The sequence below is a fragment of the Chitinophaga qingshengii genome, assembly GCF_014529935.1.
GTDB classification, from domain to species: Bacteria; Bacteroidota; Bacteroidia; order Chitinophagales; family Chitinophagaceae; genus Chitinophaga; species Chitinophaga qingshengii.
Genome location: NZ_JACVFC010000007.1, coordinates 177684 through 203366 on the forward strand (window position 1 = coordinate 177684; position 25683 = coordinate 203366).

Below are 25683 nucleotides of genomic sequence, written 5' to 3' on the forward strand. Positions count from 1 at the left end.
GCCCCCCGGCTCCATGTATCAATATGACAACGTAATCCCCGCGCCAAATCCCATATCGCTGTCGTAGTGTGTGGAAAGTGCAAAATTACGGGTGAAGATATACCGGAAACCGGCCATGTACTCTTTGTCGGTATTCACCATAAAGTTAAAACGCAATCTTCTCGTGATGGGTACGTCTTCGCGCATCAGCTGTATACGTAGCTTGCCATCGGTATCGAGAGAGGCATCTGCTACGAGCAGCATGGGAAGGGTGTACTGTACACCCAGGTGCAGCACCTGCCGGGAGTCTTTGCTGTTACGCTGACCGAAAAGGTTCTTTTCTTCTTCCTGCATTTTGCGGTAGCGGACATCCCAACCTACATAGCCCAGCAGCCATTGTTGTTTACCAAAGTAACGGCCGAAGTGGGTTTCGTTTTCATAACCATGTCTATCGTTGAGGCCTATACGCCATTCGGCGGAGAGGCGGTAGCGGGTATTGGCCAGCATAATTTCGCCGTCGCTGCCGTTGCTTTCCAGTCCTACCTGACCCATGAGATGCAGCATACGATCATCGCGTTTGAGCATGCGGTAAGCTTTTACAGGGTCGGGTACCTGCGGATTGGGAGGGGAGTTTTCATAGCTGAACACCCGGCCCATGCCGCTCATCATGTGGTACAGGATGTGGCAGTGGAAGAACCAGTCGCCGCTTTCGGTGGCTGCAAATTCGATGGTGTCTGTCTCCATCGGCATAATATCCAACACGGTTTTCAGCGGGGAATAGTCGCCCTGCCCGTTGAGTACCCGGAAAAAATGCCCGTGCAGGTGCATCGGGTGACGCATCATGGTATTGTTGTACAGGATGATGCGTACATTCTCACCTTTCTTAATCAGGATTTTATCGGTCTCGGAAACGGTTTTATTGTTGATGGTCCATACATAGCGGTTCATGTTACCGGTCAGCTCGAAGTTCAGCACTTTGGTGGGAGCTTCGGGCAGCGTGGTTTTCTGCGGCGCTTTCAGCATACCATAGTTGAGCGTTACGATATCGCCGGCGCTGGAGTCGGGATTGGTGATTTCGGGGTACATCACGGTGTTCATGTCCATGGTCTGGTTGGTCATGGCCATACCGCCGCTGGTATCGAGGTTACCATCCATGCGCATCATGTCGTTCATCATTTTCATCCCTTCGAAGTATTTCAGTTTAGGGAGATGGCGGGCTGCCACTTTTTCGCCGGTACCCAACCAGAAGGAGGTACTGTTCGTACGGTCTTCAGCGGTAGCCAGGAACTCATAACTTTTATTATCAGGGATGGTGACTACCACGTCGTAGGTTTCGGATACGCCTACCAGCAGCCGGTCTACTTCCACAGGTTCTACTTCGGCGCCGTCATTGGCAACTACGGTGAGTTTACCGCCGCCATAGCCGAGCCAGAAATAGGTGGATGAACTGCCGTTGATGACCCGCAACCTCACTTTGTCGCCAGCTTTGTATTTGGGCGCGGCGGCCTGGGGCTGACCGTTGGTGAGGAAACGTTCGTAGTACACGTCGCTCACGTCCATGGCGGTCATACGTTTCCATTCGTTGGTGACTTTAGTGCCGAAATAACCCTTTTTAACGGCTTCTGCATAGCTCTGGGTAGAACCTTTTTTGATGGCAAACCAATCGCTGGCATTGTGCAGCATACGGTTTACCTGATGTGGGTGAATGTCTGTCCAGTCGCTCAGCAGCACTACTTCTTCCTTTTCAGGGGCCGCATTTCTTTTATGGAATACGATCGCGCCGTACATACCGCTCTGTTCCTGGAACATGGTATGACTATGATACCAGTAGGTGCCGTTTTGTACGATCGGGAAACGGAATTTATGGGTCTGACCTGCTTTAATGGGTTGCGTGGTCAGGTAGGGCACACCATCTTCCTCGTTGGGTAATATCAGGCCATGCCAGTGGATGGAAGTTTCTTCATGCAGGGTATTGTGAACATATATTTCGGCGGTATCGCCTTCGGTGAAATGCAGGGTAGGGCCGGGAATGGTGCCGTTGATGGCCAGGGCGTGCTTCATTTTCCCGGAGTAGTGGACCATGGTATCGCCCACGTAAAGATCGTAACGGATGGTCTTTTGCGAAAATACGGTGTGACTGGTAATGAGTAACAGTAGCAGTGCGAGAAGCTGTTTCATAAGAGATGTTTATCGACAGAAGGCGGGAGGCGGAAACCAGCAAGGCGGCAAGGGGGCGGGAAAAGGGCCCGCTCCCTTGCCACGGCTGAGTTATTTGATGGTTTCGTTTATTTTACCGCAACTCAGCATCTGGGCGCCGTAGTACGGATTTTTGATAGCGGTGCTGTTACTGAGCCAGGAGGCTTTTTTCATCGGGCAGTAATCCTGGTAGATTGGCTGGTCAGACAGTTTGGAAGATTTAGCCAGCTGATAGAGGTTGTCAGACAGGGTTTTAAATGCTTCCCGTTGACGGGCCAGGTCTTTGGTGCCAGAGATGCCGGTAGCGTCTGTAATCAGTTTGTCCTTGTTGGAAGCATCGGATGCTTTGGCAGCCTGAACAAAAGAGGCGGCAGCGCTGGCGGCATTGTCGGCATTACCGCTTACCAGGGCGTCCTTGATGCTGTAGTAATTGGTCAGGAGAGGTGATTGTCCTTTGTCCTGGGCTTCACTGCGAAAGGAAAAGAGTGCGGTGAGCATAGATGCGGCTAAAATAAACTTTTTCATATCCAATAATTTTAGGCGATGTTTTCGGCTTTGTAACCAGCTGTTTCTACGGCTTTGCGGATGGCAGCTGCGTCTACATTGTCTGCAGAAATAGTGAGTACTTTATCGGGAGACTGCAGGTCTACTTCCCAGTTGTCGGCGCCCGCGGTTTCATTTAATCCGGGTGTTACTTTTTCCAGGCAGCCGGTGCATTTGATATTAGTCTTGAATTGAACTGTTTGCATCTTATTATTTTTTTAATGTGGTGAATGTCTTTGTTTTTGTTGATGATGTAAAATTACATCGGAAGCGGGGCTGAACTGTTATACAATTGAGTAATCGTTTTATATAATTATGGGCTGTTATTCCCCGATGTTGACGGTTACCTCGTTGTTGAGCGGGAAGCTCTGGCAAAGCAGCACGTAGCCCGCATCCAGCTCTTCTTTGCGCAGGGCGTAGTTCTGTTGCATATGCACGGCACCCTGGGTAAGCCGGGCCGCGCAGCGGCCACAGGTACCCGACTGGCAGGAGTGTGATAACGGTATCCTTTCTTCCAGCGCTGCCGCCAGGATAGTTTGCCCCGGTTGTACTTCCAGCAGGTTGCATTGTTCGTAATAATGCAGCAGTACTTCCTGCGGCGTATCGGGTAATGCTATCGCAGGGGCGCTGCTTTCTACTGCAAATGATTCCTGACGTATATGCGTTTCCGGTATACCCAGTGATGATAATGATTCCTGGTGCAGTTTCATCAGTTCCGCAGGCCCGCAGAGAAAAAAATGCGCAGGTGCGGTGGTATTACCAATGGCCTGTTTGATCAGCTTTTTGATAATAATCCTGTTTAAACGGCCGGTCATGATATTGGCCGGGTCATCAGCCGCAGCAGTATGTTTTGATAAAACATATTGTATGCGGATATTGTTGTGTTGAGCTTCCCAGTTGTCCAGCGCCGTTTTGAAGATCGTATCCGGAACCGAGCGGCTGGCATACAATAGCGTAATTTTCGTATCCGGTTGTTGATGCGCGATGCTGCGGGCAATGGAAAATAATGGGGTGATACCGCTGCCGCCTGCAAGTAACACTACGTGGCGGTAGTGACTGGTATCATCATCCAGGGTGAAGGCGCCATAAGGACCATCAATATCCCAGCTGTGAATATTTTCTGCGTTATCGATAATGTAGCTGCTCATCACACCTCCGGCAACTTTCTTAATGGTAATGGATGGGGTGGTATCTGTATGTGGAACGGAGCTGAGGGAGTAAGACCGGGAGACCGGCCGTCCATCAATCCTTAGTGTGAGATTGATGAACTGGCCGGCCAGGTAATGGAAAGTTTCTCCGCGGGTATCAAATATAATGGTAACGGTATCTGCTGTTTCCCGGATGATTTGTTGTGTGTTCCAGGTATATGATGAAGGCATGTAGTTGTGTTAATGAATACGAATAGATCAGAGTTTAACAGTTTTGAGTCGCAGACTGTTGGACACTACGCTCACGGAGCTAAGCGCCATAGCTGCACCGGCAATCATCGGGTCGAGCAGGAAGCCGTAGGCCGGGAAGAGGATGCCTGCGGCCACCGGTATGCCGATGATATTGTAGATGAAGGCCCAGAACAGGTTCTGTTTGATGGTAGCCACTGTTTTGCCGGACAGTTTCAGTGCTTTCGGGATGCTGTTCAGATCAGAAGTGATCAGCGTCATTTTGGCTACGTCCATGGCTATATCGGAACCTTTACCCATAGCAATGCTTACGTCTGCCTGTGCCAGCGCCTGGGAGTCGTTGATACCATCGCCTACCATGGCTACGGTTTTACCCTGGTCCTGCAGTTGTTTTACAAAAGTGGCTTTGAAAGAAGGCATTACTTCCGCGGTATATTGCGTGATGCCTACCTGTTGCGCGACAGCGGCGGCGGTTTGCTGGTTATCACCGGTGAGCATGTATACTTCAATTCCCTGGCGTTGCAGTGCGGCGATAGCAGCAGCGGAACTTTCTTTGATGCGGTCCGCGATGGCTACTACGGCGAGTATCTGTTTGCCGCGGGCGAAGTAGATCACGGTTTTAGCCGCTGCCTGCAGGCCCTGTGCGAGGGTGACGGATTTGTTGTCTAATACAACCCCGTTTTCCTGCAGCAGTTTTTTATTACCGGCGAAGTAAGTCTCGCCGTTGTAAGTACCTTTTACACCCTGACCGGTAACGCTTTCAAAGCTGCTGAGTGTAAGGTTATTTATGCCGGCTTGTTGCAGGTGTTGTGCAATAGCCGCTGCCAGCGGGTGTTCTGACTGTTGTTCGAGGGCATACAATACAGCCTGGTCAACGGGATGTTGCTGGTCATCTGCATAAATCAGATCCGTCACAACAGGTTTACCTTCTGTGATGGTACCGGTTTTATCGAGGATGATGGCATTTACTTTATGGGCCAGCTCCAGGCTTTCAGCATCTTTAATCAGGATGTTGTTTTCTGCGCCTTTACCAACACCTACCATGATAGCGGTGGGCGTAGCAAGGCCCAGCGCACAAGGGCAGGCGATTACGAGCACGGTCACGGAAGTGAGCAGTGCATGGGTGAAGGCATTATCACCGCCGAATACCATCCAGGTGATAAAGGTAAGGATAGCGATACCGATCACTACGGGAACGAATATACCGGCAATTTTATCGACCAGTTTTTGTACCGGTGCTTTACTGCCCTGCGCTTCCTGTACCATTTTGATGATGTGGGCTAACAGGGTGTCTGCGCCTACTTTATCGGCTTTGAAACGGAAGCTGCCTTTCTGGTTAATGGTACCGGCAAAAACGGATTCCCCTTCTTTTTTCAGCACAGGCACGGGTTCACCGGTGATCATACTTTCATCTACATAAGAGTCGCCGCCGGTGACGGTACCATCTACCGGTATTTTTTCACCTGGTTTTACCAGCAGGACATCATTTACTTTGACAGTAGAGATAGGCACTTCGCGGGTTTCACCGGAGGCGTCTACCAGCAGTACTGTTTTGGGTTGCAGGCCAATCAGTTTTTTGATGGCCGAAGATGTATTGGATTTAGCCCTTTCTTCCAGCAATTTACCCAGGGAGATAAAGGCAATCACCACGGCGGCAGCTTCAAAATAAACGTGTGCATGCAAACCGCGCTGGTGCCAGAAATCAGGATAGATGGTGTTGAAGGCGCTGAATATCCACGCGATACCGGTACTGAGGGCAACCAGGGTATCCATATTGGCTTTACCGTGACGGGCCTGTTTCCATGCGTTTACGAAGAAATTACGACCCAGGAAAAATACGACAGGCGTAGCGAGCGCCATCATGATCCAGTTGCCATATGGCATGTCCATGAAAAACATACCGATGATAACGATAGGTAGCGACAGTACGGAAGCCCAGATGGTACGCTGTTTTACAGCCTGGTAATGTTGTTGCTGTGCGGCTTCTTTAATTTCGTCCTGGTTTTCTTTTTCAATCACGATATCATATCCGATGCTTCTTACCGCTTCGCGTAATTTTTCAGGTGTTACGGCAGCGGGATTGTATTCTACCCAGGCGCTTTGGTTGGCGAAGTTAACGCCTGCAGCGCTAACCCCTTCTACGGAACCCAGTGTGGATTCCACGCTGACGGCGCAGGCGGCGCAGGTCATCTCCAGTACGGGATAGGTTTCTTTGATCAGTCCTTTATGTTGATGGCTGGAGGCCCGGGATGTATTGTTTAATGTTAAGGTGCTCATAGTGGTGAGTTTGTAAGTTTCGTCAAAGGTACCACCGGTGTGAGGCGGTATTGTTATATGATTAAGGGTGATTTGTATATAATTTTAAGGTCGTTTGCGGGGCATTTGCTGTATGGACTGCCTGGACTTCCGGATTTCCTTAAAATAGCCCGGATTTAAGCCCGTAATGGCCTTAAAATGGGCCGATAGTTGCCTGGCATTGTGAAATCCCAGTTTAGCGGCAATCTGCGGCAGGGTGTCATCGGTGTAAACGAGCCACTCCTTGGTTTTCTCGATACACAGATTTTCTATATATTTTTCAAGTGTAATATCTTCAGTAGCCAGGAAAGCCTGGCAGACAGTAGCATATTCCAGCCGGAGCGATTGGCTCAGCAGTTCAGGCAGACTGAAATTTTCCGGGAACACAAAATCGCCACCGTAGATTTTTTCTGCCAGCTGTTTTACGGCCAGGGTAATGTTTTCGGGTGTGGACGTAAGCGGTTGCATGTCATCAGTTTTTTATGATGACAAAATTGGCAGACTTAGGGAGGAATATCGTTATACAATTACGACAAACACTTATAAAATTTAGACGGGCTTCCCATAAAAAAGCCGGCTATAAGCCGGCCTGAAATTAACTGCGGGATTTTTTGTAGTCTCCTCTCGAGAAAAATTTTTCTATCAGACAATACAGCAGTATAAAGAAATACCGGCTGCCCATTTCCTTGATCTTTAGTTTGGAAACACCATGTTTGCGGTTATGCCAACTGTTGGGTACCACGGCATAGGTATATCCTCTTACAATGGCTTTTAACGGCAGCTCCAGCGTGAGATTGAAATGATGGGAGAGCAGGGGCTGTAAACCCTGTATCGTCTCTTTTCTGTATAGTTTGAAGGCATTCGTGCAGTCGTTGTATTTAAGAGCAAGGCTATATCTGACAATAGTATTGGCCATCCGGTTAATCACTTTTTTGACGAAAGGATAGTCTACTACTTTACCACCGTTGCTCCAGCGGGTACCGAATACACAATCATAACCTTCCTGTAGTTTTTGATAGAACTGCAGCAGGTCATCCGGAGAGTCGGAGAGGTCGGCCATCATGATGGCTACACAGTCGCCGTTAAACCGCGCCAGCCCATAACGGATGGCGTTGCCGAAACCTCCCGGCCCATCGTTATTATAATAGACCAGGGTATTTATAGCAGTGGTCATGCCCGCGAGAATGGTCTCAGTATTGTCTTTGGAGTGATCGTTTATAACCACGATCTCATGCGGGATATTATGCTCCTTCAGTTTCGTATATAGTTGACTGATGGTTTCTTCAATGCTCCCTTCTTCATTATGCGCGGGAATGACTATACTCAGTTTCATCAAGGTGGATCGTCGTTTGGGATGATTGTTTTAAAAGCGTGATCAACATACCGGTGTAGTATAGCAAGAGCACGATGCAGAACAGGGAGTCCATTAATTCCGCTACGCCGGGAAACGGTTTGCCCAGCAAACGGGTGAGGCCGCCCAGGATAATATAGGCCAGTCCCATCCGGATACCATGCCAGGGATAACAGGTACCGATGATCATGATCACCGATAAAAAACCGATGTTCATCCGGTCAATAGACCCTGCATTGAGGGTAATGTCTACAAAAAACAGCAGTACGCTGCAACAGATCAGCAAAAGGCTGATTTTCTTTTTATAGATGGCCCACAGGTGAAGGAGCACGAACAAAGCCATCACGGCATAACGGACCGTTTCCCAATACCGGGGCGTAAGCTGGTACACCGGCACCCAGATGGAGCTGTGTTCCGGTATGTTGGCGATGTTATCGGACAGCCGGGTTTGCATCATGCCAAATACTTCGGGCATATAGGGAAGGAACCATATCAGGCAGGCGCCGGCAGACAACAATATGTACAAGGCGCCTCTTTTAAGGGCTGTTTTTTGAAGGCTGGTTACCTCATACAGACAAAGCGGAGCAATGAATATCCCTAATCCTTTAAAGGCAACGGACATCCCTAGCAGCACTGCGCTGAACCCCCATTTTTTCTCCCGCGCAAAGTACCAGGCACCGAGCATCAGCAGTATCTGTAAGCCTTTTTCTTCGGGAACGACGGCCCCCCAGTGTAGCAGAATAGGATTGCAGATGCCCAGCCCGCCAATCAGCAAAATATATTGCCACTGATGCTCCAGTCGCCAGTACCGGAGAATGATTTGTGCTATCAGCACTGCCAGCAGCGCGTCGAAGAACATAAACACCAGCCGGTATAATAGCCCGTTGGCACTGGATACCGAATCGATGGCGCCATATAACAACAAGGATAGGGGAAGGTTGCTGCTGGCATAGTTATCCCATCGTTCCTGGGTTTCGTCTACAAAGTCAAAATGGGCGACGGAGTCTGTACGCAGCGCATGGCGGAGCGCCGTGGCTTCCTGGTGTTTGTAGGGGTTCACCCCCTTACTGACCAGCTGTCCACCGTCCATATAGATGCATAGGTCTATGCTGTGATGAGTGCTATTTTCATATGTTGTTAGAGTATGTCTTTCAGAATTTTTTCGTTTGTACGCAGCCAGTTGAGTATGTCGGTAATCAGCTGTGCTGTGGTAATCATGGGTTGCCAGCCGATAAGTTCCCTGATCCGGCTGCTGTCGGTAATAAATGTTTTAATGTCTGCCGGCCTGGTTTCCGGTACCTGTTGAATAGGTACTTTATTGCCGGTGATTTCCCGGCAGAGCGCTGTAAGCTCCAGCAACGAGGTGCTGGATGCCCGTCCGCCGCCTACATTCAGGCATTTCCCATCCATCTGTTCCATATGATGAAGCTGGTAGTCGATGCAGTGAAACAGGTCGGCTATATGTAATACATCGCGTGTTTGTTTGCCACTGCCACCAAAGCCGATGTAGCTAAGCGGCTGTTTCCGGAAATGCCTTGCCACCCACAGGCCTACTACGCCCTGGTCTGCCTTGCCCATCTGCCATGGACCTGACAACAATCCACATCGGTTAATGACCGTGCGGATTTGATAAAATTGCCGGTATTCCTGTATAAAATGTTCGGCGGATAGTTTGGTGCAACCATACAGGGAGCGGTAACCATCCAATGGAAAATCTTCTGTTAATCCTTCCGGGCCAACACCTGCCAGGCTTTGTACCGGAGATATGTCAAATCGTGTATCCGTTTCTGTGGTATGTATGTTTTCTATCTGATTGATGGGATAAATCCGGCTGGTAGAAAGGAAGATAAAATCGGCTTTATGACGGACAGCCAGATTGAGGCAATTTACCGCGCCTACCAGGTTGGTATTGAACAGGTAGTCCGGCGCAGACGTGATGCCCGCCAGTACAGAAGGTTCTGCCGAAGCCTCAATAATTACATCTACGGGTGGTAATTGGAGGAGATCTTCCGGTACACGGATATCCCCATGGAAAAAGATAACACCGGCCTCTTTTAATCTGGGGAGGTTCAGCTCTGATCCTCTTCTTTTTAGGTTGTCAAGAACATACACAGCGTAAGATGGATACTTCTCCTTTAAGGCAATAGACAGCCAGGAGCCAACAAAACCGGCCCCTCCTGTAATCAGGATGTTTTTCATTGGAATATTTAGTAAATAAAGGAATGCAATTACCTGCCTGCATAAAATATGCAAGCGGATGATAGCTTTTACATGACGAACATTACATTATACTTTTTAAGTGCAACCAGATACAATAACACATGTTTACGGTGATCGGAATATTTTATATCGTACAAAACGTGGTTCGTCAGGAACTTGTTACAGGAGTGTGAAATAATTTTTATCTCTCGATAGGACAGTTGAATTCTTATTGGTGGCGGAATACGATCATAGTATAAATACGACATAATTGAAGTGAAGCGCTGGAAAATTGTAAAATCTGCATAAAAAAATAAACGCTTCCTGTAGAAACAGGAGGCGTTTGTCGGGTTCTTAGGATAGTATGTAGTTAGGATAACTACTTAAATATTAATAAGATGCTTTCATTCCTTTCTGTTCCCAATAACTGATCACCGGCTGAAACGGTCCATACTTATGTTGTTTCGCGGAGAAGGTATCTGCAAAAGGCCCCTTGTCGTAATCAATGGCTTTTTCGGCTATATACGGATAATCGTAATTCTTTACATCCGGACGGGCATGCAGACTGTCATTGTTCACAAAGGCGGCGATATCAAGTGCTTCCTCATCAGTAAGGAATGGTTTGTTCCAGGTGGCTTTATCATAGGGCATATTGGCTTTCAGCCATTGCGCCTGTTTGATAACCCGGTGCATACTGGAACCGGGCTGGTAGCTGAAACGGCCCCACAGCGGCGGATATGTGTAGGTAACGCCGGCCAGTTGGCCTTCGCCATCTTTGCCATGACAACGGGCGCAATACTCCTGGTAGAGCGTTTTACCTTTCTCCGGATCAGCAGGCCTGTCCGGCAGTTTTACAGCCAGGTTATGTTGTCCCTGGTAGGGCTGGTCTTTCGGTACAAAAGTATTGATCCACCGGAGATAGGCGAGGAATGCCACCATTTCTTTACTATCCAGGGGCAACGGTTTCCCGTTGTGCGGCCGGGTAATGCAGTTGTTGATACGTTCTGCCAGTGTCAGCACTTTGCCTTCACGGGCGCGGTACTGCGGATATTGCTGGTGAGACAACATTAAGTTGAAGGAAAATGCTTTAGTGCCGCCGTCCTGGTGACAGTTGTTACAGTTCATCCGGTTACCCAGGTAACGGCCGTTTACACCATCCGGACCAATATAATAGGCGGTATTGTACATCAGGGCGCGGCCGTAACGTACCATCTCACCGTATTTGTCTGTTGGCAGGGCGTTGGTATCTACCCGTAGTATTTCCGGTGCTTTAGCAGCAACCGGCGTTGGTGCTTTGGCGTTACTATCGCTATTGCAGGACCATATCACCACCGCAGCTACGGCTGCCAGGAAACTACCGGTACGGATGTATTGTATTGTGTTCATAGACAAAAGTTTGGTATGTTATTCCGCGATGACATAGGGTAATAAGGCAGATGGGGCGATAAACTCAGCCCGGTAGGGAATAAAGGTGGTGCGCAACGTCCACAGCGGATAACCGTCGCGGGTGGTGAGCACAACGGTGTTGCGGCGGGAGCAGCACTGTACAATATGGTCATGTCCTGCGAAGTAGGCGCTGCCCATTCTTTCATTAAAAAGAAAGGCGGGGAGTACAGACCGCAGGGTTACGGTAGCCTGCCGGGTGCTGGTGTTCAGATGAAAAGCCAATGCCTGGGATTGTTGCCGGGAAACGCCGTTGTCAAACAGCATCAGGTCATTGTCGGCGTTTATATGTACGGCATGTCCCATGTCGAAAGCGGCGGAATCAGGAATGGAAAAATCGCCGCCCCGGCCAAACTTCCACATTACCTTACCGGTTTGGGCGTTGAGTTTCCATATCTGACCGTTGTTGTAAAACGAAATAAGGTAGTTGCTATCTTTGTCGAAAGACAGGCTGTTGGCGTGCATCCAGTCGTGGCGCGTACGCAGGATGGTTGTATCGGCAGTAGGTTCCAGCGCGTCAAATACCGTCCACTGCCAGCGGCGGCGGCCCTGGTGGTCAAATACTACGATGCCATCGCTTTTGACGGTATCCTGCTCACTGCCGCCCTGCAGGGAGAGGTCTGTTATTCTTTCTACGGACGTAAGGGCCACAATTTCGTTGGTGCCTTTACGTAGTACTTCATGATGCACGTCACTGGTAAAGTCCTGCTGGCCCTTCTTTAAATGCAGTAGTGTATCGCCATTCAAACCAATCTCCAGTATCTCGTTGCCATAACTGGTAGGCATGGTCTTATCTCCTAAAATACAGAGGAAAGTCTGCTGACCGGTCAGGTGCGCGGTTTTGAAACCGGTACCTTTTACCTGGTGGTACCAGACGATACGGCCGTTTGCGTTGACGAGATAAATCATACCTGGATCATCGCGCCGGTTGAGCAACAGGTAACCCTTACGGAAAGTTTCCGGCAAACTATCACCGGGTGCGGAGGTTACTTTCAGCTGGTCCTGGAGGGCAGATGGCACATCCATTTTGATGTGGATGGTGCGGGCGGTACAGCTGCAGAACAGGAGCAGCAGACAAAACAGGCGTGTGTGCATGATAGTTAGCTGGTTAGGTGGCGCTATAAAGACGTGGATATATCGGCCCCGGGCTTCCCCGGGCATATTAACCCCGGGAAACCGGGGCCGATATCATTTATTTCCACAGATCGCTCTGTGTGGCTTTGGGATTGGCATTCAGCTCCCTGGCCGGAATCGGGAATACATAATGTTTCGGCTTAAAGGTGTTGGCGCCTTGTTTTTCGTGGGCGGTCAGCACGGAGGCCAGTTGAGCGGCGGATTTATTCCAGCGGCGCAGGTCATAGATCCTGTTTTGTTCGTAGAACAGCTCCAGCAGTTTCTGGTGGTCTATCTCCGCCATCAGCTGATCAGGAGAGGCCAGGTCAGCGGCCGTTTTTGTAGCCAGACCGGCACGGGTCCGTATCTGGTTGATGTCTGCCAGCGCTATATCGGGATGGTTGTTACGGGTAGCTGCTTCTGCACGCATCAGCAGTACTTCCGCAAAACGCATCACGCGATAATTGGCGGTGGAAGGAGTGGCGCCCCAGTAGTTGTCGGCATCGGGCACATTACGCCACGCACCGGTGTATTTTTTAATGAGGAAACGTCCGTTGGTAACGGTATCCAGCTTGGTATCCGGATAGAGGCGCACAATTTTGGAACGGGCAGAACTCCACAGCTCATCAAATGTTTTACCGTTGTACCAGGTGGTATCAGTTTCACCCAGTGTAGAGCGTTTCCAGGTCAGGGTGGCATACATCCGTTTGTCGAATTTGGTATCGGAACCAGCGGGACGGACTTCTTTTACGAACTGGGATACGAGGTAGTTGGAGGGTACGTATTTAAACCATCCGCCACCTGCCGGGGGGCCGATGAATTGCGGGATGTAATTAAACATAGGCGAATTGGCTGTTTCCGCGCCCCAGGGGCCGTAGGGATCACCCAGCGGTGCGCATACCCACTCAAAGATGGACTCTTTATTGAACTCATTACGGTCGGTGAAGTTATCTTCGAAATTATCGACCAGTCCGTAGTTAAACGGCGCTTTTGTCAGCAGGCTTAATGTCGTTTCTGCCAGCGGATAATTCTCCATATACAGGTAAGCCTTACCGAGGAAGCCAATGGCTGCGCCACTGGTGGCCCTGCCTTGTTCCTTCGGATCGCGTGTTACCGGCAGTTTGTCTTTAGCGGCACTCAGATCACTGATTACCTGTTGCCATACTTCTTCTTTGCTGGCGCAGGGAGCGGCGTATTCATTGGTAGTTTCAACGGGCATGGTACGCAAAGGCACCCCGCCCCAGTTGGAAGCCAGTATAAAATAAGAGAGGCCACGGAGGAATTTTGCTTCCGCGATATAGATATCTTTCTTAGCGCCATCGATGGGCACCTGGTCTATACGGGCCAGTATCAGGTTGGCCCGGTGAATACACCAATAGGTTTTCTCGAAGATATCGGCGGCATCGCTGTTGTTTTCATCGTTGGTATAGGAAGCGATGGCCCAGGTAGGCGGTTCTTCGCCGGGGAGGGTAAACACGTCGTCGCCGAGCGCGTTGATATCCTGTACACCGGTGAAAGCACCCCAATAACCATAGAGAGGCAGGCGCAGCGGGCTGTAAGTGGCTGCCAGCGCCATGCTCAGGCTGCTTTCATCTTTCCAGAAATTGCTTTCGGTGATCCTGTTGGGATCTGTTTGTGTCAGGAAGCTGCGTTCATTGCAACTGCTGGCCAGCGCCATCGTCAGGGCCAGTGCGCCGATATATTTGAAGGATTTTTTCATTGCGTACAACATTTTGGATGGTTAGAAGGAAAGGTTCAGACCCAGCAGGAAGGTGCGTGACAGGGGATAGGCATCCCAGGAATTGTCCATACCGCGGGAGAGCACATTGGGGCTCTCATCGGTGCTGTTCACTTTGTACATCATACCGCCCAGGTCGGGATTGTAGCCTTTGTAGCCGGTGATGGTGAACAGGTTTTCTGCTGAGCCGAACACGCGGATTTTGTCGATACCCCATCTGTGGGTGAGGGCAGAAGGTACCGTGTAACCTATTTCCAGGCGTTTGAAACGCAGGTAGGAACCGTTTTCCAGCCATCTGTCGCTGTTTTCTCTTTTGTTGTTGTTAGGATCGGAGAGGGTGAACCGGGGGAAGTTGGAATGATGTTCCGGTGTCCAGGCATCCAGTACGGAAGTAGAGAAGTTGGTTACTTCCGTCATCTTCTCCATCCATTGTCTTCTGCCATTATAGATTTTGTTGCCGGTGATCGCCTCCAGGAACAGCGCCAGGTCAAACCCTTTGTAGGAGAGGTTAGCGGACAGGCCCATGGTCATTTTAGGAAAGGGGCTGCCCAGGTTCTGCACATCCTGGTTATCGATTTTACCATCGCCGTTATAGTCTACGAAACGGATGTCGCCGGGTTTGGCATCGGGTTGGATAAGGCTGCCATCTTTGCTTTTGTAGGCTTTGATCTCCTCTTCTGAATTAAAGATGCCATCGGTTTTGATGAGGAAGAAGGAGCCGATCGGTGCGCCTACGCGGGCTCTGGAGATATCGCCGAATTCCTGTCTGCCGCTACCGATGGAGATAGCGGTCATTTCATTGGCGGTATGCGATAAGCTGGCCATCACGCGGTATTTGAGACCGCTGTTGGTTTGATTGGCATATTCCAGCGAAGCTTCAAATCCTTTGTTTTCGATTTCGCCGGCATTGAGTGTAGGCGTACCCGTTTTACCTACCGACAATGGGAACGGTACGCCCAGCAATACGCCGCTGGTTTTTTTACGGAACACTTCAAAGATGAAGAACAATTTATTATCGAGGAAACCCGCGTCGATACCACCGTTGATGATTTTGGTTTCTTCCCAGGACAGGTCCGTGGGCGATGCGTAAGCACTGGCGGTGCCCCCGGGCCATAACGCGGTGCCCTGTACGTAGTTGATACCACTGGTAATAGCAGACTGTGTGAGGTAGTTACCGATTTCCTGGTTACCCAGTACGCCCCAGCTGCCACGCAGTTTCAGGTTGCTGACTACATTACGAAGGCCGGAGAAAAATGCTTCGTTGTGAATGTTCCATCCGGCGGAGAAAGACGGGAAGGAACCGAACTGGTAATCATGTGCAAAACGGGAGGAGCCATCTCTCCGGATAGAGGCGGTCAGCAGGTATTTGGAGTCGTAGTTATACATGATACGGCCGAAAGTGGAGAGGATAGCGCTGACGCTAGCGCTGCCATCGTTTTTCTGGGAGGCGGCGGTACCAGCGCCCAGTACGGAAGTACCTACCGGCAGATCATTGCGGGAAGCGCTGAAACCGGAGTAGGTGTTTTTCTGGGCGGTATAACCCGCAACAGCGTCCAGGTTATGTTTACCCAGTTTTTTGGTATAGCTGAGGGTGTTTTCTACCAGCCAGGAATTGGCAATAGAGCTGCCTTCCTGCAGATCGGGCAGGGTATTGGCGGCGTTACCATCGTTGTAAACACCGGTATAGGTGCGGGTATAACCTTGTGTTTCCGTCAAACCTACGTTGAACCGGTACCGTAGTCCATCAATGATTTTCACTTCCACGAAAGCGTTAGCCAGCAGGTTCAGGTCTTTGGCGTTTTTGTCGATTTGTTCCAGCAGGGCTACGGGGTTGGACAGGTTTTTCATATATACCGGTCTTCTGCCGTATCCGCCGAGGTCCTGGGAAGGATCGTATACCGGCACGGTAGCTGGCATAACAAGGGCGCTGCCTACGAGGCTGTGGGTTTGGTCGCCTCCGCCGGGCGCCAGCCGGCTGACCCCTCTTTTAATGATAACGGTCTCGCCTATCTTAATGCGGCCTTTTTCGTATTGTGTTTTCACGCGGAAGTTGGCGGCGGAGTAGTCGGTGTTGATCATGGCGCCGTTTTCTTTCAGGTATCCGCCGGAGAGGTTGTAGGTGAAGTTTTTGGAGCCGCCGCTGAAGTTAACGTTAGTGCGGGTAATGGCAGCCTGGCGGAAGATAGCGTCTTGCCAGTTGCTGTTAACGCCGTTGTAATCGGGGATGCCGGTCATATTGGCCTGCATCAGTTTAGTCCATTGTTCGCCGTTGAGGAGGCTCATTCTCCTGGGAACGGACTGCACGCCGAACCAGCTGTCTATTTCCAGTTTGGGCGCTGTTTCTTTTAAGCCGCCTTTGGTGGTAACGATGACTACGCCGTTGGCCGCGCGGGAACCGTAGATACTGGCAGTAGCCGCATCTTTCAGTACTTCGATGGATTCCACATCGTTGGGACTTACGCCGTCGATGCTGTTAACAAAAACACCGTCCACGATGAACAGCGGGGCATTGTTGCCCAGGGTGCTAAGACCACGGATGGTGATATTGAGGCCGGAGCCGGGAGCGCCGCTGGCGGATTCTACTGACACGCCGGGCACGCGTCCCTGGATGGCGCTGCTGATATTTTTAGAGACATTGGCGCTGATGGTGTTCACGCGTACGGAAGAAACGGAGCCAGTCACGTCTTTCCTTTTTTGGGTACCGTAGCCTACTACCACCAGTTCTTCCGTTTGCACGGCTTTTTGTTGAAGGGAGATATTGAGCGGACCTGCCTGTGTTACGTTTTTCTCGATGGTTTCATAACCAATAAAGGAGATTACCAGCGTACCGCCACCATCGGGCAGTTCCAGGGTGAAGTTACCTTTTGCATCGGTGCTGGTACCTTTGGAGGTGCCTTTGAGTTTAACCGAGGCGCCGGTCAGCGGTTCACCGGTGAGGGCATCGGTGATACGGCCAAACACGGAAATATTAGCTACCGGCTTCACTTCCGTGCCGCCGGTCTTCACCGAGAGGATGATGGTATTATCTACCACGCTGTAGTTAAGCGTATTGCCGGCCAATACCTGGGCCATCACCTCCTCCAGGCTGGCCTGGTTAGCGGAAACGGACACCTTGTCGGCCGTTTTAAGCATTTCATTATTGTAAAAAAAGGTATAGCCGGTTTGTTTTCTGATCTCCCGGAGCACTTTCGTGAGAGGCACCCGATGCATGTCCAGGGTCAGCTTTTGCGAGTAACCGGTGGCACTGACCTGCAGGGCGAGCACCAGCATCAGAAAAGCAGTTAGCTTCATAATTTTGAGCATTTGCGCGCACACCGGGGACCACCGGTGTTTGACGGCATTTCTAAATGGCATAACTTTGTTAGGTTTTTGGTGAGCAATAAGGCTTTACGACAATGATGTTTTTTTGTTTTGCCAGAACTTTATGACCGGGCATGTGGCGACAGGCCCGGTTTTTTTATTTAGGGATTTACGGATTTTTTGATTTACGGATTTCGGGGATGAATACCCTGATTTACTTGTTTCATGAGTGTTCACGAAAATCAAAATCCCCGAAATCCGTAAATCAAAAAATCCGTAAATCCCTAAATGTTCCTGATGGTGATAGTTTTGTTGGTGATGGAATATTGAATACCGGCTGTCTGCAGGATGCGTAAGGCCTGTGACAGGGTAGCCTGTTTACGGATAGAACCGGAATAGTGCAGTGGTGGAATATCGCCGCTATAGATCACATCCACATCGTACCACCGGGCGAGCTGTCGCATGATAGCGGGCAGGCCGTCGTTTTCAAACTCAAACATCCCTGTCTTCCAGGCGATGGTTTTATCGATGTCGGCTTCGGATACCGTGATACGGTTTTCTCCTTTAACAATGACCGCCTGTTCGGAGGGGGCCAGGATAGCCTGTTGTCCGCCGGGTTGGGATACCATAACTTTCCCGGTGACCAGGGTGGTGGTGATGTTGGTTTCATCGGCATAATTCATAACGTTGAAACTGGTGCCCAGTACGGTGATTTGCTGGCCGTCACTGAGTTGTACATGGAATGGTTGATGTGCGTCGGGTGTTATTTCAAAGTAGGCTTCCCCGTTAAGGTACACAGTGCGGTCATTGCCGGCAAAGCGGGTAGGGAAGCGGAGCGACGAAGCGGCGTTAAGCCATACTTTGCTGCCGTCGGGAAGGGTGACCTGGTATTCGCCGCCACGGGGCGTAGCCAGGGTGTTGAATAGTATTTTTGCTGCGGCATTGCCGGAGTGATTATAGACAAGGGCGCCCTGACCTTTGTTGATACGGGTACCGTCTTTTTCCTCGAAGCGGCCGGTGCCGGTAGAATCGAGGGGGACGGTAGTGCCGTCTGCCAGGGTAAGTACGGCTTTGGATGTACCGGGCAGTGCATCGTGGAGGCGTGCGACAGCCAGGTGCTGTTGGTTACGGTAACGGCTATACTGGTACCAGCCACCGGTGGCGGTAAGCAACAGCAGTGCGGCGGCGGCGGCATGCCACCATTGAAGCCGGCGTTGCCGGCCGCGGACAGGAAGGGTAGCCGTGGTATTGGCTACGTGTGCTCCCAGCAACGTCCTGAACTGGCCAACGGCAGCGTGTAGTTGTCCCTGTTGCCCGTTGAGGATGTCAAATATTTTGCGGGCTTGCTGAAAGGGAGCTTCGCGTTCCGGATGTTCCCGGAGCCAGTTTTCCCAATAACGGGTATCTTCCTCACTAACGCCCATGCAGAAACGCAGAAAGGAATCGTCCTGTAAAAAATCTTCAGCGGTGGTAAATAAGTGTTCCATGACGTGTTGCTATGATATAGTGTGCAGAACCCCGGGTTATTCCCAAAGAATGGCAAAGTTTTTTTTTGGTAGAAGGAAAAAGGAAGATACAAGGCGCTATTGCAAGGTGTTAACCATGTTTAAATAGAGGTTAACGGGTAGCGGTCTGTTACCGGGACCGCCTTTATGCAGGCTCATAGTCACGTCCTGTGCCGGCAGGGCACGGAGTGATTTAATATGTAAGAGCAGCAACAGGGAGAAAACGGCGGATAATAATTTAAGGGCAGCGCCCAGGGTATTATAGGCCGTTTTGGTGGTGATGCCGGTGCGGCGGGCGACTTCCTCCATCGGGAGACCCTCAAAATAACGGAGCTCCACCAGTTGTTGCTGGCGGGGAGTGAGTTGTGCAATGGCCCGGCGTACTTTCTGCCGGAGTTCTTCGGTGGTTTGTACAGCCACAATACGGGCTTCGTAGGACAGTTCAAACGGTGCTTCGGTGGCGAAGGCGTCGGCAGCCTGACCGGTTTGCTCTGTCTTACGGATACCGGCAAATATCTTGCGGCGCAGGTAGGTGAAAAGGTAAGATTTTACATTCCGGACGGTATGCAGCTGTTGCCGTTTGTCCCATATCTCCAGGAAAACGTCGTTGATAGCGTCTTTGGTGAGTTCAGCGTCTCCGCAGCTACGGATACCGTAGTTAACGAGGGACAGGTACATTTTTTCGTATAGGGCTACCAGTGCCTCCTGATTATCGCGGCGCACTTCTTCCCACAGCAGTGTATTGGCAGTATCTGCAGGTGGCTGGTTACTGAAAGTTGCTGGTTCATTGTTCATCCCGGATTATTCAGCTGTTTATCAGGACGGTTTGGCCGGTCCTGTTCATATTCACGTGGTAACAGTTTTGACTTTGGTTGTTTTCGTTCAGACGGGAAGGTAGTAATAATTGGGGAGAAAAAACGGGGAGCCTCTTTTATTTGAGGCTTCCCGCGATGTAGCTGCAATAATCTTTATACTTATCTTGTTCGGCTGCCGGGTAAATGATCATGATGGTCTGAAATACCTCTGAATCAGCACTGCCCATATAATTGATTTTGTGTTTGACGGTTTTACAGTAAACGATATCGCCTTTTTCATTGGTACCCGAAAAGATGTAGAAGTTGAGTTTAATGACTTTATAGGCCACTTTTATCCCTTCTATAGCGGATTTAAACTTATACTGCAGTGGGTCAGTACCCGGTTTTACATCATCGTAAAGTTCGGAGGGGTCCATCACCAGGTTGCCCCAGGCCCATATTTTAGCCGTGCCTTTACGGGCAGAAAATGTTTGACCGTCACCGTTACCGGATTCGCCATCGGCTTTAAAATCTTCCGGGTATTCCATACAGAACTGGAAACGGTTGTTACAGTACTGTTTCCTGGCCAATGTGGAGAAAGACAGGCATAATACAGCCAGCACAAGGGAGGTTATACAAATTTTAGCTTTCATAATATATGTTAAACCACAAATGTAAGGTGTGGGAATGACAGTGCTGTTTTTTTCCTACTTTCGCCCCGTAAAATCCCGCGCTACGTTCCATGAAACAACTCTTTACCGCCCTGTTTTGCCTGGCTTTGTTCCAGGCGCATGCCCAAACTTTATATGTCAAAACTTATGGCCGCCCGAAAGACAAGCCCGTTATTTTCCTGCATGGCGGTCCGGGGTACAACGCTGTATTTTTTGAAGCTACTACCGCCGCCCGGCTGGCCGGCAAGGGTTTCTTTGTGATCGTGTATGACCGCAGGGGGGAAGGTCGTTCGCCCGACAGCACCGCGAAGTTCACTTTCGATGAAGCGCTGGCCGACATCGAAGGACTGTATAAGACCTATCAACTCAAAAAAGCCGTTTTGCTGGGTCATAGTTTTGGCGGGGTGCTGGCCCTGCGTTATGCAGCAAAACATGCTGCTTCGGTAGATGCCATTGTATTGGCAGATGCCCTGCTGAGTGCCCAGGAAACTTACCGTACTGTGCTCGCAAAAGTGAAGGACATATATGAGCAAAAAAAAGACAGTATGAACCTCCGTTATGTAGCCATGATCGAACAAATGGATACTGCCGGTTTGGCATATAACTCCTATACGCTGGGTCACGCTATGATGAACGGACTATATGGTCCGGTACATTTTTCTGAAGAAGCGAAAGCCATTTATCAGGAAACGAAAAAAGATTCGCTGGTCAAAAAGTACGGTAGCCAGATGACCCGTTGGGCGCCCATCGGTTATGCGGAGCATGAACATTACACTACTTTGAACATGTTGCCGGAGCTTAAAAACCTGGTAGCAAAGAAGGTAAAAGTGTATGCGATTTATGGAAAGGAGGATGGACTGTTTTCTGAAAAACAGGTCGCAGCGGTAACGGAAATTATTGGTCAGGACAGGATCGATTATTTGGCCGGGGCGGGGCATAATGTGTTCGCTGATCAGCAAACTTCTTTCCTGAATGACCTCCAAAAATGGCTGAAATAAGCCATTTTTTATGTAGTACTTAATAAAAATGCAGGTTTTTTAGACCTGCATTTTTTGTATATAGGCTGATTATATAGTTCTATTATAACTAGCAGATTATCAATTGTTTTATGTGATTTGTTTAAAGTGAAGTAAAACTTCAAATAAATACTGTAAATTGTTGTTATACCGTTTCTCCGGCTCCTGGTCTGACGCCTGTTTCGGCAAATACCAGGTCGTTCAGTTCTTCCAGTGAGGTGACGGTGACGAGGGAGACATGTTCCATCGGTAAAGGTGAAAATAACCACCGGGTACCACTCTCTACTACCCCAAATGCTGACCCCCCGATTTCAATTTTATACGACCTTTTTGATGGTTGAAAAACGAAACCCAACCCGAGCAGGTTCTCATGACTGATTGCGGTCATTGCGTATATATATTTTCACGAATATAATAATTATATTTAAATTGATAAAGTCCTTTGGAAGTTTTTAAAAAGACAGCCGTTCATCCTTTACCAGGGCATACATGAAAAGTTAAAAGTCTATAAATTTGGTAGACTAAAAACTTGTGAGTACTTTTATTGCGCTTACAGAACACGCATCAAGCGGCTGACAAAAGGGCAGCATTGCAACAACCGGAATCGATCGCAGTTGACATATTAATATAACAGTACCGCCTGTACGCAGAGACTAAACTGAACATTTTAACCCTGGAAAATGTTGGGCAATTTTATGCTGTTTCAGGGCAGAAATGTTGAAATAATATCCCCTGCTATCATGTTGTGCTGTTATCGCGCTGGCACCCCTGCGCCGTTCATTTTTTCAAAGAAGATTGTCAAGCGGTTACCACCGGACCTATTACCAGCCGCCTGGTAAAGTCACTCATTTGTATAAACCAAAAGTTACCTATGGACTTATTTTACAGGAATGCACGCAAACGGACATGGGCTGTCACCCTGCTGGTACTGACCTTCATGTCTCCGATGTTTTTGCTGGCGCAACAGCGTGCAGGCGTAAGCGGTACCGTACGCAACGACCGCAACGAAGCACTGCCGGGTGCTTCGGTTACCGCCACCAACACGGCCACCGGCGCCGCCACTTCTACACAAACCGACGCTACCGGTGTATTTCAATTTCCCAACCTGCCGGCCGGCGGCCCCTACACTTTCCGCATTACTTTCGTGGGCCTGGAGCCACAGGTACTCACGGGGTACACCGTCAAAGCCGGTACGCCGCTACAGCTGACGGTCACCCTGAAAGAATCGGCTTCCTCGCTCAACCAGGTAGTGGTAGTGGGCTACGGCGTGCAACGCCGCCGGGAGGTAACCGGCGCGGTAGCCTCTATCCGCGCGGCTGAACTGAAAGATCAGCCGGTATCCAGCTTTGCACAGGCGATAGCCGGCAAAGTGGCAGGTGTACAGGTAATCCAGAACACCGGCGCTCCCGGCGGGAGCCTCAGCGTCCGCATCAGGGGCCTCAACTCCATCTCCGCCGGCACCGATCCGCTGTATGTCGTAGATGGGTTCCCGTTATCCAACGACCTGAAGAACCTCCAGGGCACGACAGACATTGTCGGCATCACCGGCCAGGCCTCCTTTCAGAAATCGCCCGACCCTATGAGTACCCTCAACAGCGACGATATTGAGTCCATCGAAATACTGAAAGACGCCTCTGCCGCTTCCATCTATGGTTCCCGGGCGTCTAACGGGGTAGTGCTCATCTCCACAAAAAAAGGAAAAAAAGAAGGGCCTCCCTCTTTCAGCTATAACGCCTATGGCGGGTTTCAGCAGGTAAGCAAAAAAATCAAGATGATGGATGCCTACGAGTGGGCCAAACTCTCCTACGACGCTAAAAACAACGCCTACCTGGATGCCAAACCTACCGGCAGCATCAACGACGACAACGCCACCCGCGGCAACTCCAACTACCAGATACCACCGGAAATACTGCCGTACCTCAAAGGTGAGCAGGGACTGGTGAACACCGATTGGCAGGATGCCGTATTCCGCCAGGCGCCGGTGCAAAACCACACCCTCTCCGCTTCCGGAGGCAACGACAAATTCCAGTACTATATCTCCGGCAATTACCTCGATCAAAAGGGGATCGTTATCGCTTCAGGGTATAAAAGATATGGGGTGCGCGCCAACCTGACGGCCAACCTCACGTCCCGTCTGAAAGTTGGCCTCTCCCTGAATCCCACCTTCGATCACTATGACCTGATCAACAGTGAAGGCCCCTGGACTTTCGACGGTATCCTGAGTAACGCGCTGAAAGCAGCGCCCATCTTCCCGGTTTATAATCCCGATGGTTCCCTGGCCACCAATAAACAAAATACCTGGGCCTATGGCTATTCCGGTGGTGAAAACCCCGTCGCCCTGGCTACACAGATAGAAGATAAGCTGGACCATGTGCGCAACCTCGGGCATATCTACGGAGAATACACCATTATCAAAGGGCTGACCTTCAAAACCTTCTTCGGTACTGATATCAACTATTTCAACCGCAACTATTACCGGCCTTCCACCCTGGGCAGCTACAAACCTATCCAGCAGGCAGCGCCTACGGTGCCCAAAGGCTCCGCACAAACGGCGCAGTCGGTGAACTGGCTTTGGGAAAATACACTCAACTATCACTTTGAAACATCCAAACACCGTTTCGATGTGCTGGCCGGCTACACCTCCCAGAAAAACACGACCAAAGCCAATGAAACTGTCGGTACCGGCTTCCCTAACGATGCCGTACATACGATTAATGCGGCTACCATCACCAGCGGTACTTCCAATACCTCCCAATGGTCGCTGCTCTCGTACCTGGGCCGTGCCAACTATAACTACGACGACAAATATTTCGTGAGCGCCAGTATCCGGGCAGACGGCTCTTCCCGCTTCGGCGCCAATAACAAATGGGGCTATTTCCCGTCTATCTCGGGCGGATGGCTCATCAGCAACGAAGCCTTCTTTAAAGTGCCAGTCATCTCCGAACTGAAAGCCCGCGTGAGCTACGGTACCTCCGGTAACTTCCAGATCGCTAACTACGCCTCCTACGACCTGCTGGCCTCCAACAACTATATCCTGGGCGCCGGTAATGGCAATGTGGTGAATGGCGCCGGTCTGGCACAGCCGGCCAATCCGGACCTGACCTGGGAAAAGACCAAACAGTTCAACGTTGGGCTGGACCTTGGTCTCTTTACTAATCGTATTTATCTCAGCGCCGACTATTATAAAGCCACCACCTCCGACCTGTTGCTGAATGTGCCTGTGCCGTTTAGCTCCGGTTTTGCTACCGCGCTGAAAAACGTAGGCAAGGTGCAGAACAGCGGGGTGGAGTTCGGGCTTACCACCCGCAATTTTACCGGCCCTTTCAGCTGGACAACCAGCTTTAACCTGTCGGCCAACAAAAACAAGGTGCTCCAGCTGGGGCCCGGCAATGCCCCGATCCTGTCTGATGGGGGTAACGGCACTATCTCCCAGCTGTTCATCACGGCGGTAGGACAACCGATTGGCAGCTACTATGGTTATGTAAACGGCGGCGTGTTTAAAAACCAGGATGAGATCAACAGTTACCCGCATTACGCCACTGCCAAACCCGGCGACCGTCGTTTTGTGGATGTGAATGACGATAAAAAGATTGATGCCAACGACCGTACCGCCATCGGCAGCTATTTCCCGGACTTTATCTGGGGACTCACCAATGAATTCCGTTACAAGGGTTTCGACCTGTCTTTTTCCCTGCAGGGTGTACACGGCAACGAGATCCTGAACCTGCAACGCCGCTTTATCTTTAATATGGAAGGTAACGCCAACCAGATGGCCGATGCCCTGGCTTACTGGAAATCTCCCGGCGACCCCGGCAATGGCAACGTGATGCGCGCCAACCGTGTTACCAACGCCAACAGTGCGCAGATCAGCTCTTTCCATGTAGAAGACGGTTCGTTTGTGCGTTTACGTAACCTGACCATCGGCTACACTTTTAATAAAAAGCTGTTGGGCAACCAGGTAAATGCATTGCGGCTATATGTATCCGGGCAGAACATTTACACCTGGACACATTATACCGGTTATAATCCGGAGGTAAATGCCCGGCCCGACAGTCCGCTGTCGCAGGGAGAGGACTATGGTACCTACCCGTTACCAAGGACTTATATCGCCGGCTTAAATCTTTCATTCTAAAATCAGGGCTA

General features: G+C 50.2%; 19 protein-coding genes. 2 read left to right on the plus strand and 17 right to left on the minus strand.

Going from position 1 to position 25683, the window contains the following annotated elements:
- Nucleotides 1-18: 18 nt before the first annotated feature.
- The 16 genes from ICL07_RS31835 to ICL07_RS31910 form a co-directional block, all read right to left on the minus strand.
- Nucleotides 19-2157 carry a multicopper oxidase domain-containing protein gene (locus ICL07_RS31835; RefSeq protein WP_188092105.1) on the minus strand — a complete coding sequence of 713 codons (2139 nt, stop codon included), beginning with the start codon at nt 2155-2157 and terminating at the stop codon, nt 19-21.
- Nucleotides 2158-2247: 90 nt separating this feature from the next.
- Nucleotides 2248-2700 carry a DUF3347 domain-containing protein gene (locus ICL07_RS31840; RefSeq protein WP_188092106.1) on the minus strand — a complete coding sequence of 151 codons (453 nt, stop codon included), beginning with the start codon at nt 2698-2700 and terminating at the stop codon, nt 2248-2250.
- An 11-nt stretch (nt 2701-2711) separates the two neighbouring features.
- Nucleotides 2712-2924, minus strand: coding sequence for a heavy-metal-associated domain-containing protein (locus ICL07_RS31845; RefSeq protein ID WP_188092107.1), 213 nt, complete (start codon nt 2922-2924; stop codon nt 2712-2714).
- 117 nt (nt 2925-3041) lie between these two features.
- Entirely contained in the window at nt 3042-4097 is a 1056-nt protein-coding gene (locus ICL07_RS31850; protein WP_188092108.1) for a ferredoxin--NADP reductase, read from the minus strand.
- Between the two features lie 27 nt (nt 4098-4124).
- Nucleotides 4125-6392 carry a heavy metal translocating P-type ATPase gene (locus ICL07_RS31855; protein ID WP_188092109.1) on the minus strand — a complete coding sequence of 756 codons (2268 nt, stop codon included), beginning with the start codon at nt 6390-6392 and terminating at the stop codon, nt 4125-4127.
- Between the two features lie 84 nt (nt 6393-6476).
- Complete coding sequence (locus ICL07_RS31860) at nt 6477-6878, minus strand: helix-turn-helix domain-containing protein (protein ID WP_188092110.1); 402 nt, start codon at nt 6876-6878, stop codon at nt 6477-6479.
- A gap of 127 nt (nt 6879-7005) precedes the next feature.
- Nucleotides 7006-7743 (minus strand): glycosyltransferase family 2 protein, encoded by a 738-nt coding sequence (locus ICL07_RS31865; protein WP_188092111.1) that lies wholly within the window; start codon nt 7741-7743, stop codon nt 7006-7008.
- Nucleotides 7712-8989 (minus strand): MptA/MptB family glycosyltransferase, encoded by a 1278-nt coding sequence (locus ICL07_RS31870; RefSeq protein WP_484484277.1) that lies wholly within the window; start codon nt 8987-8989, stop codon nt 7712-7714. The genes ICL07_RS31865 and ICL07_RS31870 overlap by 32 nt, the downstream gene beginning before the upstream one ends.
- Nucleotides 8899-9960 (minus strand): NAD-dependent epimerase/dehydratase family protein, encoded by a 1062-nt coding sequence (locus tag ICL07_RS31875; protein ID WP_188092113.1) that lies wholly within the window; start codon nt 9958-9960, stop codon nt 8899-8901. The genes ICL07_RS31870 and ICL07_RS31875 overlap by 91 nt, the downstream gene beginning before the upstream one ends.
- A gap of 390 nt (nt 9961-10350) precedes the next feature.
- Complete coding sequence (locus tag ICL07_RS31880; protein ID WP_188092114.1) at nt 10351-11346, minus strand: c-type cytochrome; 996 nt, start codon at nt 11344-11346, stop codon at nt 10351-10353.
- A gap of 18 nt (nt 11347-11364) precedes the next feature.
- Nucleotides 11365-12498, minus strand: coding sequence for an aryl-sulfate sulfotransferase (locus ICL07_RS31885; RefSeq protein ID WP_188092115.1), 1134 nt, complete (start codon nt 12496-12498; stop codon nt 11365-11367).
- A 97-nt stretch (nt 12499-12595) separates the two neighbouring features.
- Nucleotides 12596-14236 (minus strand): RagB/SusD family nutrient uptake outer membrane protein, encoded by a 1641-nt coding sequence (locus ICL07_RS31890; RefSeq protein ID WP_188092116.1) that lies wholly within the window; start codon nt 14234-14236, stop codon nt 12596-12598.
- A 21-nt stretch (nt 14237-14257) separates the two neighbouring features.
- The gene (locus tag ICL07_RS31895) at nt 14258-17545 is read right to left on the minus strand and encodes a TonB-dependent receptor (RefSeq protein ID WP_188092117.1); all 3288 of its coding nucleotides are present in this window, start codon (nt 17543-17545) and stop codon (nt 14258-14260) included.
- A gap of 293 nt (nt 17546-17838) precedes the next feature.
- Entirely contained in the window at nt 17839-19041 is a 1203-nt protein-coding gene (locus ICL07_RS31900) for a FecR family protein (protein ID WP_188092118.1), read from the minus strand.
- Nucleotides 19042-19137: 96 nt separating this feature from the next.
- Nucleotides 19138-19854 carry an RNA polymerase sigma factor gene (locus ICL07_RS31905; protein ID WP_188092119.1) on the minus strand — a complete coding sequence of 239 codons (717 nt, stop codon included), beginning with the start codon at nt 19852-19854 and terminating at the stop codon, nt 19138-19140.
- A 136-nt stretch (nt 19855-19990) separates the two neighbouring features.
- Nucleotides 19991-20506: a hypothetical protein gene (locus tag ICL07_RS31910; protein WP_188092120.1), complete on the minus strand. Its 516-nt coding sequence runs from the start codon at nt 20504-20506 to the stop codon at nt 19991-19993.
- Nucleotides 20507-20595: 89 nt separating this feature from the next.
- Here ICL07_RS31910 and ICL07_RS31915 point away from each other — a divergent pair, with 89 nt between their 5' ends.
- Nucleotides 20596-21522, plus strand: coding sequence for an alpha/beta fold hydrolase (locus ICL07_RS31915; RefSeq protein ID WP_188092121.1), 927 nt, complete (start codon nt 20596-20598; stop codon nt 21520-21522).
- Between the two features lie 163 nt (nt 21523-21685).
- On the opposite strand, the gene ICL07_RS31920 is transcribed toward ICL07_RS31915, so the two are convergent.
- A complete protein-coding gene (locus tag ICL07_RS31920) occupies nt 21686-21928 on the minus strand; it encodes a hypothetical protein (protein ID WP_188092122.1) in 243 nt (80 codons plus the stop codon).
- A 483-nt stretch (nt 21929-22411) separates the two neighbouring features.
- Here ICL07_RS31920 and ICL07_RS31925 point away from each other — a divergent pair, with 483 nt between their 5' ends.
- A complete protein-coding gene (locus tag ICL07_RS31925) occupies nt 22412-25672 on the plus strand; it encodes a SusC/RagA family TonB-linked outer membrane protein (protein ID WP_188092123.1) in 3261 nt (1086 codons plus the stop codon).
- Nucleotides 25673-25683: the final 11 nt, after the last annotated feature.

What these genes read in the sequence shown, in the direction of transcription:
- ICL07_RS31855 (WP_188092109.1), bottom strand. Translation starts at nt 6,392, where the DNA reads ATGAGCACCTTAACATTAAACAATACATCCCGGGCCTCCAGCCATCAA.
- ICL07_RS31900 (WP_188092118.1), bottom strand. Translation starts at nt 19,041, where the DNA reads ATGGAACACTTATTTACCACCGCTGAAGATTTTTTACAGGACGATTCC.
- ICL07_RS31845 (WP_188092107.1), bottom strand. Translation starts at nt 2,924, where the DNA reads ATGCAAACAGTTCAATTCAAGACTAATATCAAATGCACCGGCTGCCTG.
- ICL07_RS31865 (WP_188092111.1), bottom strand. Translation starts at nt 7,743, where the DNA reads ATGAAACTGAGTATAGTCATTCCCGCGCATAATGAAGAAGGGAGCATT.
- ICL07_RS31925 (WP_188092123.1), top strand. Translation starts at nt 22,412, where the DNA reads ATGGACTTATTTTACAGGAATGCACGCAAACGGACATGGGCTGTCACC.
- ICL07_RS31835 (WP_188092105.1), bottom strand. Translation starts at nt 2,157, where the DNA reads ATGAAACAGCTTCTCGCACTGCTACTGTTACTCATTACCAGTCACACC.
- ICL07_RS31915 (WP_188092121.1), top strand. Translation starts at nt 20,596, where the DNA reads ATGAAACAACTCTTTACCGCCCTGTTTTGCCTGGCTTTGTTCCAGGCG.
- ICL07_RS31905 (WP_188092119.1), bottom strand. Translation starts at nt 19,854, where the DNA reads ATGAACAATGAACCAGCAACTTTCAGTAACCAGCCACCTGCAGATACT.
- ICL07_RS31860 (WP_188092110.1), bottom strand. Translation starts at nt 6,878, where the DNA reads ATGCAACCGCTTACGTCCACACCCGAAAACATTACCCTGGCCGTAAAA.
- ICL07_RS31895 (WP_188092117.1), bottom strand. Translation starts at nt 17,545, where the DNA reads ATGAAGCTAACTGCTTTTCTGATGCTGGTGCTCGCCCTGCAGGTCAGT.
- ICL07_RS31850 (WP_188092108.1), bottom strand. Translation starts at nt 4,097, where the DNA reads ATGCCTTCATCATATACCTGGAACACACAACAAATCATCCGGGAAACA.
- ICL07_RS31875 (WP_188092113.1), bottom strand. Translation starts at nt 9,960, where the DNA reads ATGAAAAACATCCTGATTACAGGAGGGGCCGGTTTTGTTGGCTCCTGG.
- ICL07_RS31880 (WP_188092114.1), bottom strand. Translation starts at nt 11,346, where the DNA reads ATGAACACAATACAATACATCCGTACCGGTAGTTTCCTGGCAGCCGTA.
- ICL07_RS31885 (WP_188092115.1), bottom strand. Translation starts at nt 12,498, where the DNA reads ATGCACACACGCCTGTTTTGTCTGCTGCTCCTGTTCTGCAGCTGTACC.
- ICL07_RS31910 (WP_188092120.1), bottom strand. Translation starts at nt 20,506, where the DNA reads ATGAAAGCTAAAATTTGTATAACCTCCCTTGTGCTGGCTGTATTATGC.
- ICL07_RS31920 (WP_188092122.1), bottom strand. Translation starts at nt 21,928, where the DNA reads ATGACCGCAATCAGTCATGAGAACCTGCTCGGGTTGGGTTTCGTTTTT.
- ICL07_RS31890 (WP_188092116.1), bottom strand. Translation starts at nt 14,236, where the DNA reads ATGAAAAAATCCTTCAAATATATCGGCGCACTGGCCCTGACGATGGCG.
- ICL07_RS31840 (WP_188092106.1), bottom strand. Translation starts at nt 2,700, where the DNA reads ATGAAAAAGTTTATTTTAGCCGCATCTATGCTCACCGCACTCTTTTCC.